The organism is Marinactinospora rubrisoli, from assembly GCF_042664915.1.
Lineage (GTDB): Bacteria > Actinomycetota > Actinomycetes > Streptosporangiales > Streptosporangiaceae > Marinitenerispora > Marinitenerispora rubrisoli.
Genome location: NZ_JBHTBH010000007.1, coordinates 47,713 through 62,909, shown reverse-complemented (window position 1 = coordinate 62,909; position 15,197 = coordinate 47,713). Strand labels below are relative to the sequence as shown.

The window sequence follows — 15,197 nt, the reverse complement described above, 5'->3', positions numbered from 1 at the left end:
GGCGCGGCGGCGCACCTGCCGATCCGGCCGGTGCCGCCCCGGGCGGCCCCCGGGGCGATGACCGGGATCGGCTCCGCTTCGGCGGGGCCGACCGGGCTCCTGGCGGCCTGCGCCGGAAGCGTTCCGGGCGCGGTCGCCGCCGCCGCGGCCGTGCGGGCGCTGTCCGGGAGATCCCGCGCCCACCCCGGCTCGCCGTGCCGGGCCAGGAAGTCCCGCATGCGTCGCTGCCGCGCGTACCTGCCGCCGTGCTCTCCGTTCTCCCGGGACCCGCGACGGCCGTGCGGCGGCGCCGGAGCGCGCCCGGCGCGCGCGCCATAGGGGCGGCCGGGACGCGGCCGGTTCAGCCGGCCGGATGGCCCAGCGCCTCGCGGACCCGGCGCAGCACGTCCTGCCCGTCCGTCCGGGCGGGATAGACGGCCACCAGCACGGCGTCCGACCCGTCCGCACCGGCCGGGAACGGCTGCCCGGCGTCCGCCTCGGCACCGCGCCGGGCGTCCGGCTGCACCGTGGGCGCCTGGCCGGGATCGCGGACGACCGGGCCGAGCGTGCGGGTGACGAACGCCAGCGCCTCGTCGAGGCGGTTCCACGGTACGCGGCCTCCGGGGTCGCGCAGCCAGGAGCGCAGCACGTGGTTGTGGGCGGCGATCACCGCCGCGGCCAGCGCCTCGGCGGCGAGTGCGCGCGGTCCGTCGGTGTCCTCGGCCGCCAGGTACCCGGTGAAGGCGGCCTGGTAGCGGGCGGTCATGGCGATCTCACGGTCACGGAGCCGGGGGACGGCGCGCACGAGGCGGTACCGGGGGACGGTGATGTCCGGATCGGCCACGTAGTCCTGGAACACCATGCGGGCCGCGGCGCAGACGGTCGTCACCGGGTCGTCGTGCGTTGACGCGGCCAGGTGCCGGGTCACCTTCGCGAAGACCTCGTCGTTCCCGGCGAAGAGCACATCCTCCTTGGACCCGAAGTGCCGGAAGAGGGTGCGCCGGCTGACCCCGGCCGCCGCCGCGATGTCGTCCATCGTGGTGGCCTCGTAGCCGTGCTCGGTGAACAGCCGCAGCGCGGCGGCGACGGCCCGGCGGCGTGCCGCCTCCGCGCCGCGCCCGTTGCCGGCCGGCCTGACCGGCCAGGCTGACTCCCCCATGGTGCCGCTCCCCTCCCCCACCGCGTTCTCCGTGCTGAACCTACTGGTCCCGCCGCACCGCGTGCGCCGGCACGCTCCAGTGTGGCACTCGATGCCGTTTTTCGACACGGAGTGCCATACTGGTGCCTGTCGGATCCGCGACCCACAGCGCCGGGAGACCCCATGAGCGACTTCGACCTGTTCCGGACCACCGAGGAGCACGAGGCCCTGCGCGAGGCCGTCCGCGCCGTCGCCGACGACAAGATCGCGCCACACGCCGCCGAGGTCGACGCCACCGCCGCCTTCCCGCAGGCCGCCTACGACGCGCTGCGCGCCGGGGACTTCCACGCGCCGCACATCCCCGAGGAGTACGAGGGGGCGGGCGCCGACGCGCTCGCCACCTGCATCGTCATCGAGGAGGTCGCCCGCGCCTGCGCCTCGTCATCGCTCATCCCGGCCGTGAACAAGCTGGGCACGATGCCGCTGCTCCTGGCCGGCTCCGAGGAGGTCCGGCGGCGCTACCTGCCGCCGGTGGCGCGCGGCGAGGCGATGTTCTCCTACGGGCTGTCCGAGCGCGAGGCCGGGTCGGACACCGCGGGCATGCGCACCCGCGCGGTGCCCGACGGCGACGACTGGATCCTGTCCGGGCAGAAGTCGTGGATCACCAACGCCGGTATCAGCTCCTACTACACCGTCATGGCGGTCACCGACCCCGACGGGCCGCGCGGCCGCAACGTCAGCGCCTTCGTGGTGCACGCCGACGACCCGGGCTTCACCGTCGGCGAGCCGGAGCGCAAGCTCGGCATCAAGGGCTCGCCCACCCGCGAGCTCTTCTTCGACCAGGTGCGCATCCCCGGCGACCGGCTGGTCGGCACGGTCGGCGAGGGCCTGAAGATCGCGCTGCGCACGCTCGACCACACCCGCGTCACCATCGGCGCCCAAGCGGTCGGCATCGCCCAGGGCGCCCTCGACCACGCGGTCGCCTACGTCAAGGAGCGCAAGCAGTTCGGCAAGGCCATCGCCGAGTTCCAGGGCGTGCAGTTCATGCTGGCCGACATGGCGATGAAGCTGGAGACCGCCCGGCAGATGGTCTACACCGCGGCCGCCAAATCCGAGCGCGGCGACGCCGACCTGTCCTTCTTCGGCGCGGCCGCCAAATGCTACGCCTCCGACGCCGCCATGGAGATCACCACCGACGCCGTCCAGCTGCTCGGCGGCGCCGGCTACGTCAAGGACTTCCCGCTGGAGCGCATGATGCGCGACGCCAAGATCACCCAGATCTATGAGGGCACCAACCAGATCCAGCGCCTGGTGATGGCCCGCCAGCTGCTGAAGTAGCGGGCCGGTCCACGGCTCCGGCCCCGGGGCCGCTCCCCCGGGGCCGGAGCCGTGGTCATGCCGCGGGCTCGAAGGAGGCGGTGATGTCGTCGAGCAGTGCCCGGTTCTCCGCCCAGTCCTCCTCCGTGGAGACGAGGAAGAGCGCGTAGCCCTTCTCCTCGGTGTGGAAGGCGCGGTTGACGGCGTGCCGCCGGCCGCCGGAGCCGTCGAACGTGAACTCCCAGTCGGCCGCGCTGATGTAGCGCTCCACGTACGGCTCGTCCAGGTCGGTGATCGACACGCGTTCGTACCCGCGGAAGTTGCTGGAGATGGGGCCCTCCTGGCGCTCCCAGTCCTCCCTCGCGTTCTCGCCCGGGCTGTCCGTCTGGTCGATCTGCAGGTAGCCGCCGTCGGGGTTCGTGAAGAAGACGCCGCCGTCGCGCCGCTCCATCTCCCAGTCCTCCGGCACGTCCACCACGAATCCGGTCTCGTCCTCGTGCCGCACCATGCCGGCGCGCGGGCCGTCCGGCTCCTCCTGTTCCGTGGACTCGCTGTTCGACGTCGCCTCGGCGTCCGCGGGCGACTGCGACATGTCGGCCGCCTCAGCCGCGGGCGCGGCCGACTCCGACGGTGTCGCGCCGCCGTCGGCCTCCGCCGTGGTGCCGGAGCGGTCGGCGATCCACAGGGTCAGCGCGATCACCGCCAGCAGGACCACCGCGGCCAGCGCGAGCAGCACGGTGGCCCGCCGGCCGCCCGAACCCGCCTGGGCCACCGCGTGCTCCGGTTCGGTGACCGGGGCCGGCTGATGGGGCGGTCCGTCCGCGGCGGCCGATGGGGTGGACACGCTCCCAAAGGGGGCCGTCGTGGTGCGCGTGTTCGCGGCGGCCGGCGCGGGCGAGGCGGACCTGGCCGTCGACGCGCCCATGCCGCCGCCCGCGGCGACCACCTCGTACAGCATGCCGTGCGCCTCTTCCAGCGACGCCCGGCTCTCCGGCTCCTTGTCGAGAATCGCCCGGAGCACGGGCAGCAGCGGGCCGGCCGAGCGCGGCGGCGGGACCTCCTCGGTGACGATGGCGGTGAGCGTCGCCATGGGTGTCGAGCGCAGGAACGGCGGAGCGCCCTCGACGGCCGCGTAGAGCGTCACGCCGAAGGCCCACATGTCGGTCACGGGCGAGGCCGGCCGGCCGCGGGCCTGCTCGGGCGCCAGGTAACTGGGCGAGCCGAGCAGGTTGCCGGTGCTGGTGAGGCTGCTGCTGCCCTCCAGCCGGGCGATGCCGAAGTCCGTCAGCACGGCGCGGTCACCGGGGGCGACGAGCACGTTACCCGGCTTGATGTCGCGGTGCACGATCCCGCGCTCGTGTGCGACGGCCAGGCCCGCGATCATCTGCAGGCCGATCTTGGCGACCCGCAGCGGCGGCTGCGGGCCGTCCCGCTTGATGATCTCGCTGAGCGAGTTCCCCCGCACCAGCTCCATGACGATCCACGGCCGGTCGTCGCTCTCCACCACGTCGAAGACGGTGATGATGGCCGGGTGGCTGAGCTGCGCCGCGCTGCGCGCCTCCCGCAGCATGCGGGTGCGCAGCACGTCGATCTCGCGCTGCGGCAGGTGCGGCGAGATGGTGAGTTCCTTGATGGCGACGGGGCGGTCCAGGAGTTCGTCCGTGCCCTGCCAGACACGCCCCATGCCGCCCTCGCCGATCAGCCGGGTCATCCGGTAGCGCCCGGCCAGGAGGTGATCGGGCGCAGACTGCTCAGTGCTCATTCGTGAGGATCCTCGGTAGGGAGGCGGACGCCCGCGAATCGCGGCGCCACTCTGGGGAGTGTAAAAGCCCCCAAGGCACCGCAAGAGCCACACCGCGGTCGCCCGGCGCCCGTCAGCGCCCGGGGATCCTCGCCGCACCGCCGTTGAACTGCGGCGACAGTACCGCACACCACGCCCGCGATGTCCGGAATGCCGGTTGCACCACGTCCGCAAGCCCACACCGGTCGCGACGCCCGGCCGCCCTCGTTCACTCCGGGAGCGTGCCTCCTATGTCGGCCAGCAGCCGCGGAGTGGTCGTGGCACCGTCCAGGGACTCCCGGATGATGTCGGCGTGGCCGGAGTGCTGGGCGGTCTCCCTGATCAGGTGCAGCAGGATCCGGCGGGCGGACCACACGGTGCCCGGCGGGAACCACGGCCGCACGGGAAGCGGGCGGCCGACGTCCAGCCCCGGCAGCCCGGCGACCGCGCGCTCCGTCTCGCGCGCGACCTCGGCGTACCGGTCGGCCAGGACCGCCAGGGTCTCGCCCTCCGCCGGGACGAAGTCGTCCGTGGCCCCACCATCGGCGGCCGAGTCCCAGCCCCGTCCGGTCAGCACCCCCGTCCAGCTCCGTTCCACCGCGGCGACGTGCTTGAGCAGCCCCGCGAGCGTGAGCCGGCTCGCGGTGGTGCGGCGGGTCGACTCGGCGTCGCCGATCCCGCGCACGGTGATGAGCAGGGCGCTGCGCTGCTCGGCGAGGGTGGAGAGCAGTTCCGCGCGCTCGTCGGTCGGGGTGATGGTGCCCGTGTCGGTCATGATGGCCGGCCTCTCTTTCGGATGCGACGCGGGCGACACTACGGCGTATCGCGGACCGTTCCGGTCCGCGAACGGCCGCGGGCCATGGCCGGACGCGACTCCCGTGCGCGCCGCGGCGGGCGGGAGTCGCGGTACCGCGACTCCCGCCCGCCTCCGGTCATCAGCGCGCCCGGGCCGGCTCCTGGTCCGCCGCACGGCGCGGACTCGCCGCCCTCGCCGGGGCGGCGGTGTCGGCCAGTGCGGTGAACCGGCGCAGCCGCAGGCTGTTGCTCACGACGAAGACGCTGGAGAAGGCCATCGCGGCCCCCGCGATCATCGGGTTGAGCAGACCGGCCGCCGCGAGCGGCAGGGCCGCCACGTTGTAGGCGAACGCCCAGAACAGGTTGCCCTTGATGGTGCCGAAGGTGCGGCGCGACAGCCGGATGGCGTCGGCGGCGGCGCGCAGGTCGCCGCGCACCAGCGTGAGGTCGCCGGCCTCGATGGCGACGTCGGTACCGGTGCCCATGGCGAGACCGAGATCGGCCTGCGCCAGGGCGGCGGCGTCGTTCACCCCGTCGCCGACCATCGCCACGGTCCGCCCCTCGCCCTGCAGACGGCGGACCACGTCCACCTTGTCCTGTGGCAGCACCTCCGAGATCACCTCATCAATGCCAACCTCGGCGGCCACCGACCGTGCCACGTCCCGGTTGTCGCCGGTGAGCAGCACCGGGGCCAGACCGAGGTCGCGGAACATCCGGACCGCCTCGGCGCTGGTCGGCTTGACCGCGTCGGCGACCACCAGCACGGCGCGCACCCGGCCGTCCCAGCCGGCGAGCACCGCCGTGCGGCCGTGCTCCTCCGCCGCCCGCTGTGCCGCGCGCAGGTCGGCGGGCAGCTCGTGGGACTCGGCCAGCAGCGCCGCCCGGCCGACGTGCAGTTCGCGCCCCTCCACGGTCCCGCGCACTCCGCGCCCGTCGAGGGCGCGGAAGTCCGCCACGGGCGGCAGGTCACCCGTCCGCCGCGCGGCGGCGTCGGCGATGGCCTGGGCGATGGGGTGCTCCGAGGCGTGCTCGACGGCGCCGACCAGCCGGAGCACCTCGTCCGGGTCCTCGCCGTCGCCGGTGACGACATCGTGCAGCGTCATCTGGCCGGTGGTGACGGTACCGGTCTTGTCCAGGACGATGGTGTCGATGCGCCGGGTGCTCTCCAGGACCTCCGGGCCCTTGATCAGGATGCCGAGCTGGGCGCCCCGGCCGGTGCCGACCAGCAGCGCGGTCGGCGTGGCCAGCCCGAGCGCGCACGGGCAGGCGATGATGAGCACGGCCACGGCCGCGGTGAACGCCGCCGCGACCGACCCGCCGGTCCCCAGCCAGAAGCCCAGGGTGACGGCGGCGAGGGCGATGACGATCGGGACGAAGACCCCGGACACCCGGTCGGCGAGCCGCTGGATCTCGGCCTTGCCGCTCTGCGCCTCCTCCACCAGCCGCGCCATCTGCGCGAGCTGCGTGTCGGAGCCCACCCGGGTGGCCCGCACCACCAGGCGCCCGCCGGCATTGACGGTGGCTCCGGCCACCGCGGCGCCGGGCCCCACCTCCACCGGGACGGACTCGCCGGTGAGCATGCTCATGTCGATCGCCGAGCTGCCCTCCTCGACGACCCCGTCGGTGGCGATCTTCTCCCCGGGGCGCACCACGAACCGGTCGCCGACCCGCAGCCGCTCGACCGGCACCTGCTCCTCACGCCCGTCACGGAGCAGCCGGACGTCCTTGGCGCCGAGTTCCAGCAGCGCGCGCAGCGCGGCGCCCGCGCGGCGCTTGGATCGCGCCTCGAAGTAACGGCCGGCCAGGATGAACATCGTCACCCCGGCGGCGACCTCAAGGTAGATGTTGGCCGAACCGTCGGTACGGGCGATGGTGAACGTGAACGGGTGGGTCATGCCGGGCTCGCCGGCCGTCCCGAAGAACAGGGCGTACAGCGACCACGCGAACGCCGCGAGGGTGCCCATCGAGATGAGCGTGTCCATCGTGGCGGCGCCGAGCCGCAGGTTCTTCCACGCCGCCACGTGGAACGGCAGCGCGCCCCACACGATGACCGGCGCCGCCAGCGCCAGGGACGCCCACTGCCAGTACGTGAACTGCAGCGCCGGGATCATCGCCATGAGGATCACCGGGACCGAGAGCACCGTGCTGACGGTCAGCCGGGTGCGCAGCTCCCGGGTGGGGTCGGGCTCGGGCCCGGCGCCGCCGCCCGGCTCCGGGGCCGGTTCGGGCTCGGGGACGCGTGCCGTGTAGCCCGCCTTCTCCACGACGCTGATCAGGTCCTCGGGCGCGACGTCGAGCGGGAACCGCACCCGGGCCTTCTCCGTGGCGTAGTTGACGGTGGCGGTGACGCCTTCGAGCCGGTTGAGGCGCTTCTCGATACGGGCCGCGCAAGAGGCGCAGGTCATCCCGCCGATGGCCAGTTCAACCTGGCCGTCCGGCGTGCCTGTCGCGTCGCGGGTGCCGTCCATGGTCTCTCACTCCTTCGCAGGATACGCGCTGGTCAGTGCCCGTGGCCGGTGCCGGAGTCCTCGGGCGCGGGCGCGCTCCGCTCGCCGGCGCTCGCCGGCACGGTGAACTCGGCGGTGTGGACGCCGCCGTCGTGCTTGAAGTCGAGGAAGAGCCGGTAGGTGCCGCCGGAGGGGACCTCCGCGGTGAAGCCGATCTCCGGTCCGGACGGGGTGACACCGTCCCCGGGCTCACCCTCAGGGTGAACGTGCAGGTAACCGAGGTCGCCGTCGCGCAGCGCCACGAGGTGGCCGTAGGCGGCGAGGTAGGGTTCCAGGTCGGTCACGGGCGCGCCGGAGTCCGTCTCGCGCACCGTGAAGGTCAGGTCGCTGGTCGTCCCGGCCACCAGGTCACCGGCGAGCTCGACGGTGTAGCCATCGACTTCGGCGGTGCGGTCCTGCTCCGGCAGCGGGCGGGGCCGGTACTCGCCCGGGACGGCGAGGTCCGCGCCGAGCGTGGTGCCGGAGCCGCCCTCGGGAACGAAGTCGGCGAACATCCGGTACGGCCCGGGCTCGGCCAGCTCCAGCGGAATGCGCCACGTGCCGTCGCCGGACATCTCGGGGTGCACGTGCTGGAAGCCGTCCAGGTCACGCCCCACCACGATCAGGTGCATGCGCTTCTCGTGCGCCACGGCGAAGTCGGTGACCGGCGCGCCGCCGGGGCCGAGGATGCGGAAGGCCAGGTCGGCGCGCTCACCGGCCTGCTCGGGAGTCTCGACCGGGTCGAGGGTGTAGCCGCCGGCCGAGATCTGCAGGCCGGCCGGCGCGTCCGCGTCGGCGGCGGGCGCGGCCGGGGTGTGCTCGGGGGCGGCGTGGTCGGGGGGCGTGGTCGCGGACGCGACGGGGCCGAGCAGCCGGCCGGCCCCGAACGCGCCGCCGAACGCCACCACGAGGCCGAGCCCATAGACGGCCAGCTTCGCGGGCACGTTCATCGTTACCCCTTCACCGTGTAACCGGCCTCTTCGACGGCGGCGCGGATGGCGGCGTCGTCGACGGTCGTGGAACTGGTGACGGTCAGGGCGCCGCTGGCCAGATCGACCTGGACGTCGGTCACCCCGGTGACCTGGCCGACCTCCTCGCTGACCGAGCTGACGCAGTGACCGCAGGTCATTCCCTCGACGGTGTATACGGCGGTGGCCATGGCCATCGATCTCCTCGCGCAGTGAACCGAGCCTGGGGGCTCGTGACCGGATCCGCGGACGGGCGCTTCTCCCGTCCACCACATGAAAGTACCATACCCCCCTAGGGTATCCAAGAGTGCTGATGACGCGCCGCCTTCGGGCCCGACGGGTCCAGGGTGTTCGGCCTTCCATGGGCGATGCCGTCGCCCGTTCACGCGCCAGGAGAGACTGTCCCTCCGTTCACGCGCCACGGGAGGCGGCCCTCCGTTCACGCGCCACGGGAGGCTGTCCCCCGTTCACGCGCCACGGGAGACCGTCCCCCGTTCACGCGCCACGGGAGGCTGTCAACCGCTCCTTCAGGTAGTCGGCCAGGACCACCGCGTTGTTCCGGTGCTCGTCGCGGGCCGAGTACAGCAGCGTCACCGGCCCCTCGGCGGCGGCCCGCTCCAGCGGTCGCAGATCGTCGGAGTGTTCGCCCAGCTCCGCGCGGTACCGCTCACAGAACTGCGGCCACCGCTCGGGATCGTGCCCGAACCACGTCCGCAGCTCCCGGCTGGGCGCCGCCCCCTTCAGCCAGTCGTCCACCCGCAGGTCCGCCTTGCGGACCCCGCGCGGCCACATCGCGTCGACCAGGAAGACCCGCCCGCGCGGCTCCGCCTCCTCTTTGAGGACGTCGTAGACGCGGCGGACGGTGATGTCCGTGCCATGTCCCATACCCGTCCCCTGCCCGCCGCGGGCGCGCCGATGCGCGGACGAATCAGACCCTCCCGTCCCCCACCGGAACGCCCGCCCGCAGTGCGGCGACCTCGGCCCGGAGCGCGCGCAGCTCCCGCAGCACCTCCTGCGACGGTGCCGCGGGCTCCTCCTGCCCCCGGTCGCCGGACTCGTGCTCCAGCGCCTCCACGGCCACGGCGATGAACAGGTTCAGGGCGATGAAGGTCGAGGCCAGGATGTAGCCGACGAAGAAGATCCACGCCATGGGCTGCTCGGCCATGACCGTCTTCGCGATCTCCCCCCAGCTGTCGCCGGTCATGATCTGGAACAGGGTGAAGAGCGAGGTCCAGATGTCCCCGAAGTGCTCGGGAGCGCTCACCCGGAACAGCTTGGTGGACATGACCGCCGAGACGTACAGGAGCAGGCCGACGAGCAGGGCGATCGAGGCCATGCCGGGCAGCGCCTTGAGCAGGCCGGCCACGACGTGCCGCAGCGTCGGGATGACCGAGAGCAGCCGCAGGACTCGCAGCACCCGGAGCGTGCGCAGCACCGAGAACGGGCCGGAGGCGGGCAGCAGGGCGATGGCCACGATGGCGAGGTCGAAGCAGCTCCACGGATCGCGGAAGAACGCCCGGCCGTGCGCGTAGATCCGCAGCCCGAGCTCCAGCACGAATATGCCGAGCACGCACAGGTCGATGCGGTGCAGCAGTTCGCCGTGGACGGCCATCAGGCGGGGCGAGGTCTCGACACCGAGCAGGACGGCGTTGACCAGGATGAGCGTGATGACGGACGTTTGAAACCACCGGGCGTCCACGATTGCCCGGGCATGGTCCCGCACGGTCAAGGAAGAACTCCACTCCACTCTGTCCTGGCTTCACCAACGTGCGGAAAGCCTACTTGCGGACATTGCGTGCACTGACCGGGTTTCGGTCCTGCGGGAATACCGCGACGACACGGCGGAAAATCCGGAGAAAACGGAAGCCGGAGCACAAGGGCGGTGCGCGGTCCGCGCCGCAACGGGCCCGCGGAAGGCCGCATCTCGCCCGATATGACGGCATTCACCCGCACATGCGGCCCATGTCGCCTGCTACACCAAATCAAAGCGAGCGTCATGATTGGGCAGGCTTTCAACAGGTACGCCGCTGGGAAGCCGCTCGGCGGCGGGTTCCCGAAGAGAATCGACCCCGTCCATCGATGGTCCAGTGCACCGTCGCTGGAAACTCGTCAATTGGGGTGTGATCGCATATGCGCAACACGAAGCGTTTCCTCGTCGGCACCACGCTCGCTCTCCCGCTGGTTCTCGGATTCGCCGGAGCCGCGTCCGCGGAGACCTCCATCCGCTTCAGCAACAACACGTCCAAGACGGCTTTCGTAGAGTTCAAGGGCGGGTTCGTCACGAACCACTCGACGGTCCTCGACTTCTTCACCGACAAGGAGAAGCACGTGCTACGGCCGCACCGCCACTCCTTCGAGAAAACCGAGAAGGGCGAGAAGGGCGAGAAGGCCGGCAAGCCGGAGAAGACCGTGCGGGAGATCGGGAGGTAGCGGCCACGCTCCCCGGGCGCCGGGCGGCGCCCGGCCGGCGCCCGGCCCCGGGCACGGCGCATGTCGCGGCGTCGCCTAGGCTGCGGCGACGTGACCATCGTCAAATCCATCGTGCTGTTCGCGCTCGCCGCCCTCGCCGAGATCGGGGGCGCCTGGCTGGTCTGGCAAGGAGTCCGCGAACAGCGCGGGCTGCTCTGGGTCGGCGGCGGCGTGATAGCGCTCGGCTTGTACGGGCTCGTCGCCACCTTCCAGCCTGATGCCAACTTCGGACGGATCCTGGCGGCCTACGGTGGAGTGTTCGTCGCCGGCTCACTGCTGTGGGGGATGCTCGTCGACGGCTTCCGGCCGGACCGCTTCGACGTCATCGGCGCAGCCATCTGCCTGGCCGGTGTGGCGGTCATCATGTACGCCCCGCGCGGCGGCTGACGGGGGCGACGGCGTCGCGCCCGGCCCCCGCCCGGTGAACACCCCGGGCGCCGCGGCCCGCCCCATGCCGGCGCACGGAACGGTACGCCACCGCGGCGCGTCCCATCCGACGGGCGGCACGGTGGCCGCCCGGCGAACGGCAGGCGATCCGGGGGAACGTGATGGACCAGAAGAGCGGCATGGCGATCGGACTGCCCCTGGGGATCGGCATCGGCGTGGCCTTCGGGCTGACGATGGACAACATCGCGCTCGGGATCGCGTTGGGCACCGGGATCGGCGTCGCCTTCGGCGTCGCGTTCGGCGCCACGGGCAAGAAGCGGAACGAGGGCGAGCCCCGCGGCGAGGAGTAGCACGACCGAGAGCGCCGCTGGCCGGCCACCTCGCCCGCCGTCCCCCGGCCATTCGGCCGATCGGCCGCACAGCGCAACCGGGCGCTGTCGCCGCCGCGCGGGCGAACCGGCCTCGGGGCGACCCGATGACCGGCAGGAACGCGACGTCGCCGCGGGGTCGACCCGCTGGCCTTCCGGTTTTCATGCGGTCCCGCCTTTCTCGGCGTGCCCGACCCTGACCTGCGGATTCACCCGCGGAGATCGACGTCCTCATTCTTCAGCACGCTCGTGCCCGACCCCGGGTTATCGCGAGCACCGGCCGGATTTCTTCGCGTCCCTATCATTTCCCAACGCGGCGCGCGACCAATGTGATTCACTCGCACCCAACGCCCATGTGAGATGCGGCACAACATTTCAACTTGAGAGAACCATAGCCGAACTGTTTTAATTTCGGCGCCGCATATCCGAATATCCGAGCGCCACGGGGCGCGGATCGGTGCGGCCACGACGCTCGACGCGGCGCCGAGGCAGCGCGTACGCATACTTCCAGGTCGGCGGAGACTCCATTCGACCATCGGCCGAGTACCTAGGGTGCCGTTACGCCTTTCCGACTCCCGCGAGCCGTCGATCACGGAAACTCTCCCCCATCAATACCTGGAGGCTCCATGAAGTCTTGGCGTTCCCGTATTACCGCCGGTCTCGTCATCGGTGCCGCGGCCCTCAGCATTCCGCTGACCGCCGGCTCCGCTTACGCTTCCGACTGGGTGCTGGCCGGAGGCGGCTACCGCTCGTATCAGGAGTGCTGGGATGACGGGCGCGACTACATCACGCACGACTACCACGACTACACCCAGTTCGACTGCCGTCCGAATGGCGACAGGTGGGACATCTGGGTGCGCTAGTCATGCTCGCCCGGCGGTGAGATGCCGCTCTTGAGTCTCGCTGCCCCGGTGTCACACCGGGGCGGCGGGCCGCACGCCGGGCGGACCGCGCGCGGCCTCGCGGGAGAGGTCCGTCAGTGTGCGTCGCGCAACCGGAGAAGGTACATCGCGGTCAGCGCCACGGCACGGTCTCCGTCATGCGACAGCTCCATGAGGGCCCCTGACGCCGTCGGCCCCGGGATGTCCGCCAGCGCCTGGGTCAGCCGGACACGTGCGGGCGCTCCAGTGGTGTCGTGGGCGAGACGGCCGACGAGCCTGGTGGCGATCTGATCCGCCGCGGTGGCGTCGCTCGCCAGCACGCTCAGCGCGTCGGCCGCGTCGGTGTCGTTCCGTCCCTCCGCGATCATGTCGACGAGCGTCGGGATCGCGTCGGCCACCCCGCGCGTTCCGAGCGCCAGAGCCGCATACCCGCGGACCGCCGCGTCGGGGTCCGGCAGGGCGTCCCGCAGCCGGTCGGTGGCCGCACCACCGGGCATCTCGGCGAGGGCCTGAACGGCGCGTTTCCGCACCTCGGCCGCTGCTGAGCCGAGCCCCTCCGCCAGGAGTGCCGTGCCGCCGTCGCCCGATCGCGCCAGCGCCCACCGGAGGGCACCGGCGACGTTCGGCTCCGTCTCGCGCAGCACCGCCTCGACCAGCGCCTCCACCGGCACCGGAACCTCCTCGGCCGAGGAAAGGGCCGCGCGCTGGCGTGCGTCGGCGCTCTTCGACCCCAGCGCCTGGAGGAAGGCGACGGCCTGGAGGACGTCCCTCCAGTCGGCGGGTTCCGCGGCATCGATCCGGCGGAGCCGCGTGAGCAGTTCCATCTCGGCCGCGATGCGCTGGCGCGTCTGGCGGATGAGATCGCCGACGAGCGCCGAGGGCGCGAAATCGGGATCGTCGAGCGCGCGCCCGATCTCACGCAGCGGCAGCCCCAGCGACCGCAGGCTCTCGATGTGGAAGATCCGCCGGATGTCCTCGCCGGAGTACTCCCGATAGCCGGAGCCGGTACGCCCCGATGGCCGCACCAGGCCGAGCGACTCGTAATGCCTCAGCATGCGGGCGCTGACGCCGGACCGTCGCGCCACCTCGCCGATCAACACGTTCTAGTGTCCCTCCTGGCCGGCCTCGCCGAGGACCACGACGCGCTTCGCCTCATCGATCGCGAACTCCATTCCCGCGTCCGGGTCGCGCAGCAGCCGTTCCGTGGCGATCGCGTGCGCGCGCACGCGCCGGTCGCGGGCCGCCGTCGCGGCGCGCAGAGTCGGCAGAGCGGCTTCGCCCAGTGCGACCAGTGCCCGGCTGAGACTCAGCTGCGTCTCCCGCTCACCGCGCCCGAGCTGCGTCGCCAGCACCGCGGCAAGATCGGGCTCTTCACCTTCCGGCACGAGCACCACCGCCGCCCGCCAGGCGCTCCGCGCCACCTCGTCGTCGGCGTCGGACAGCAGCGCCGGTGTGATCGCCGGCCACGCCCGCCGGTCCCCGATCTTGGACAGCGTGTGCAGCGCCTGGCTTCGCGCCTGCGCACGCTCCGAGCGGACGTCGCGGAGCAGCCTGGGGAGCGTCACGGACACCGGATGGCGGGTGAGCGCCCAGGTTAGCATGTCGCGGACGAAGAACTCCGGCTCGATCGCGCATCGCTCGACCAGCGTGTCGACGAAGCCCGGATCGGGCGCCGTGCCGGCCGCCATGGCCGCCCGCAGCCGCACGGACGAACGGGGGTCCGCCAGGCCCTGAAGCGTCCGTATCGCGTCCGTGTCCCGTCGCGTCGTGGTCATCGGGATCACCTCCTTGGCCAGCAGTAAAGGCGTTGTCACCGTGTCAAGGTCAAGGGCGCCGCACCGCGCGATCACCGGTGACCCGCCGGGTGCCGTGCCGCACTAGGCGCCGGCCTTCGCGTCCGGGGGAGGTAGGGGACACGCCCCCGGCGACCCGGCGACGCTCTCGGGCCCGCCCGCGTGCCCGGAACTCCGCCCGCCCATGGGCCGGGCACGGCGTGGCAGGCGGATCCCCGGACGCGTCCGGTGAGCGAAGAAGAGCGGGCCATGAGGCGGAGGCCGAAGCGCTCCGGCACCGGCCTGATGGCGCGACGGGACGGGGCCGGGTACCGGCCGCCCAGGGAAAACGACGACGCCCCGCGACCTGTATCCACAGGTAGCGGGGCGTTCCGCATGTTCACACTGGGTGGCCAGGGGCGGGGTCGAACCGCCGACCTTCCGCTTTTCAGGCGGACGCTCGTACCGACTGAGCTACCTGGCCCCGCGCACCATAGTACGGTGTGGCGAGCGGTCCTGACGGGATTTGAACCCGCGGCCTCCACCTTGACAGGGTGGCGAGCACTCCAAACTGCTCCACAGGACCTTGTTCAGTTGTGCGTTTCGCGATTCCCGATCTTACCCGGTGTTTCGCGTCCCGCGCTCCGTGTCCTTCATTCTGCCAGACCTTCAGCAGTACTTTGGACGGTGAGCCCGTACCCCCAACGGGATTCGAACCCGCGTTACCGCCTTGAAAGGGCGGCGTCCTAGGCCACTAGACGATGGGGGCCTCGACGACGAACGAGTCGTCTATTTCCCGCTTCGTCTGCCGTCGGGGACGGGATAAGCATAGGGGAGATCCGCACCGACTGCCAAAG

Annotated in this window: 15 protein-coding genes and 3 tRNA genes; 5 read left to right on the top strand and 13 right to left on the bottom strand. The window is 72.2% G+C overall.

All coding sequences use genetic code 11. The features are described from left to right. Positions 1–340: 340 nt before the first annotated feature. Positions 341–1,138 (bottom strand): TetR/AcrR family transcriptional regulator, encoded by a 798-nt coding sequence (locus ACFQRF_RS15590; protein ID WP_379871819.1) that lies wholly within the window; start codon positions 1,136–1,138, stop codon positions 341–343. Between the two features lie 162 nt (positions 1,139–1,300). On the opposite strand from ACFQRF_RS15590, the gene ACFQRF_RS15585 reads away from it, so the two are divergent. Continuing rightward, entirely contained in the window at positions 1,301–2,455 is a 1,155-nt protein-coding gene (locus ACFQRF_RS15585; protein ID WP_379871818.1) for an acyl-CoA dehydrogenase family protein, read from the top strand. A gap of 55 nt (positions 2,456–2,510) precedes the next feature. Here the strand turns inward: ACFQRF_RS15585 and ACFQRF_RS15580 are convergent, their stop codons facing one another. The 7 genes from ACFQRF_RS15580 to ACFQRF_RS15550 all read right to left on the bottom strand — a co-directional run bounded on the left by ACFQRF_RS15580 (position 2,511) and on the right by ACFQRF_RS15550 (position 10,192). Further along, positions 2,511–4,196: a serine/threonine-protein kinase gene (locus ACFQRF_RS15580; RefSeq protein ID WP_379871817.1), complete on the bottom strand. Its 1,686-nt coding sequence runs from the start codon at positions 4,194–4,196 to the stop codon at positions 2,511–2,513. A 247-nt stretch (positions 4,197–4,443) separates the two neighbouring features. Then, complete coding sequence (locus ACFQRF_RS15575) at positions 4,444–4,989, bottom strand: DinB family protein (protein ID WP_379871816.1); 546 nt, start codon at positions 4,987–4,989, stop codon at positions 4,444–4,446. A gap of 160 nt (positions 4,990–5,149) precedes the next feature. Then, positions 5,150–7,477, bottom strand: coding sequence for a heavy metal translocating P-type ATPase (locus ACFQRF_RS15570; protein WP_379871815.1), 2,328 nt, complete (start codon positions 7,475–7,477; stop codon positions 5,150–5,152). Between the two features lie 32 nt (positions 7,478–7,509). After that, a complete protein-coding gene (locus ACFQRF_RS15565) occupies positions 7,510–8,445 on the bottom strand; it encodes a hypothetical protein (RefSeq protein WP_379871814.1) in 936 nt (311 codons plus the stop codon). Positions 8,446–8,447: 2 nt separating this feature from the next. Then, positions 8,448–8,654, bottom strand: coding sequence for a heavy-metal-associated domain-containing protein (locus tag ACFQRF_RS15560; RefSeq protein ID WP_379871813.1), 207 nt, complete (start codon positions 8,652–8,654; stop codon positions 8,448–8,450). A 304-nt stretch (positions 8,655–8,958) separates the two neighbouring features. After that, positions 8,959–9,348: a DUF488 domain-containing protein gene (locus ACFQRF_RS15555; RefSeq protein WP_379871812.1), complete on the bottom strand. Its 390-nt coding sequence runs from the start codon at positions 9,346–9,348 to the stop codon at positions 8,959–8,961. A gap of 43 nt (positions 9,349–9,391) precedes the next feature. Beyond that, positions 9,392–10,192 carry an ion transporter gene (locus ACFQRF_RS15550; RefSeq protein WP_379871811.1) on the bottom strand — a complete coding sequence of 267 codons (801 nt, stop codon included), beginning with the start codon at positions 10,190–10,192 and terminating at the stop codon, positions 9,392–9,394. Positions 10,193–10,593: 401 nt separating this feature from the next. Between ACFQRF_RS15550 and ACFQRF_RS15545 the strand changes: the two genes are divergently transcribed. From ACFQRF_RS15545 to ACFQRF_RS15530, 4 genes are all read left to right on the top strand, one after another. Further along, complete coding sequence (locus ACFQRF_RS15545) at positions 10,594–10,893, top strand: hypothetical protein (RefSeq protein WP_379871810.1); 300 nt, start codon at positions 10,594–10,596, stop codon at positions 10,891–10,893. Between the two features lie 90 nt (positions 10,894–10,983). Continuing rightward, entirely contained in the window at positions 10,984–11,319 is a 336-nt protein-coding gene (locus ACFQRF_RS15540) for a YnfA family protein (RefSeq protein ID WP_379871809.1), read from the top strand. 161 nt (positions 11,320–11,480) lie between these two features. Next, entirely contained in the window at positions 11,481–11,669 is a 189-nt protein-coding gene (locus ACFQRF_RS15535) for a glycine zipper domain-containing protein (protein ID WP_379871808.1), read from the top strand. A gap of 644 nt (positions 11,670–12,313) precedes the next feature. After that, a complete protein-coding gene (locus tag ACFQRF_RS15530) occupies positions 12,314–12,550 on the top strand; it encodes a hypothetical protein (RefSeq protein ID WP_379871807.1) in 237 nt (78 codons plus the stop codon). Between the two features lie 113 nt (positions 12,551–12,663). On the opposite strand, the gene ACFQRF_RS15525 is transcribed toward ACFQRF_RS15530, so the two are convergent. The 5 genes from ACFQRF_RS15525 to ACFQRF_RS15505 form a co-directional block, all read right to left on the bottom strand. Beyond that, positions 12,664–13,668 (bottom strand): MerR family transcriptional regulator, encoded by a 1,005-nt coding sequence (locus ACFQRF_RS15525; RefSeq protein ID WP_379871806.1) that lies wholly within the window; start codon positions 13,666–13,668, stop codon positions 12,664–12,666. Between the two features lie 3 nt (positions 13,669–13,671). Next, positions 13,672–14,343 (bottom strand): HEAT repeat domain-containing protein, encoded by a 672-nt coding sequence (locus ACFQRF_RS15520; protein ID WP_379871805.1) that lies wholly within the window; start codon positions 14,341–14,343, stop codon positions 13,672–13,674. Between the two features lie 407 nt (positions 14,344–14,750). Next, a tRNA-Phe gene (locus ACFQRF_RS15515) sits at positions 14,751–14,824 on the bottom strand. A gap of 27 nt (positions 14,825–14,851) precedes the next feature. Further along, a tRNA-Asp gene (locus tag ACFQRF_RS15510) sits at positions 14,852–14,926 on the bottom strand. Between the two features lie 110 nt (positions 14,927–15,036). Continuing rightward, positions 15,037–15,109: transfer RNA gene (locus ACFQRF_RS15505), tRNA-Glu, on the bottom strand. Between the last annotated feature and the right edge of the window lie 88 nt (positions 15,110–15,197).

Bases quoted from the DNA above. Each gene is read 5' to 3' on its own strand.
- ACFQRF_RS15590 (WP_379871819.1), bottom strand. From the start codon at position 1,138: ATGGGGGAGTCAGCCTGGCCGGTCAGGCCGGCCGGCAACGGGCGCGGC.
- ACFQRF_RS15585 (WP_379871818.1), top strand. From the start codon at position 1,301: ATGAGCGACTTCGACCTGTTCCGGACCACCGAGGAGCACGAGGCCCTG.
- ACFQRF_RS15580 (WP_379871817.1), bottom strand. From the start codon at position 4,196: ATGAGCACTGAGCAGTCTGCGCCCGATCACCTCCTGGCCGGGCGCTAC.
- ACFQRF_RS15575 (WP_379871816.1), bottom strand. From the start codon at position 4,989: ATGACCGACACGGGCACCATCACCCCGACCGACGAGCGCGCGGAACTG.
- ACFQRF_RS15570 (WP_379871815.1), bottom strand. From the start codon at position 7,477: ATGGACGGCACCCGCGACGCGACAGGCACGCCGGACGGCCAGGTTGAA.
- ACFQRF_RS15565 (WP_379871814.1), bottom strand. From the start codon at position 8,445: ATGAACGTGCCCGCGAAGCTGGCCGTCTATGGGCTCGGCCTCGTGGTG.
- ACFQRF_RS15560 (WP_379871813.1), bottom strand. From the start codon at position 8,654: ATGGCCACCGCCGTATACACCGTCGAGGGAATGACCTGCGGTCACTGC.
- ACFQRF_RS15555 (WP_379871812.1), bottom strand. From the start codon at position 9,348: ATGGGACATGGCACGGACATCACCGTCCGCCGCGTCTACGACGTCCTC.
- ACFQRF_RS15545 (WP_379871810.1), top strand. From the start codon at position 10,594: ATGCGCAACACGAAGCGTTTCCTCGTCGGCACCACGCTCGCTCTCCCG.
- ACFQRF_RS15535 (WP_379871808.1), top strand. From the start codon at position 11,481: ATGGACCAGAAGAGCGGCATGGCGATCGGACTGCCCCTGGGGATCGGC.
- ACFQRF_RS15530 (WP_379871807.1), top strand. From the start codon at position 12,314: ATGAAGTCTTGGCGTTCCCGTATTACCGCCGGTCTCGTCATCGGTGCC.
- ACFQRF_RS15520 (WP_379871805.1), bottom strand. From the start codon at position 14,343: ATGACCACGACGCGACGGGACACGGACGCGATACGGACGCTTCAGGGC.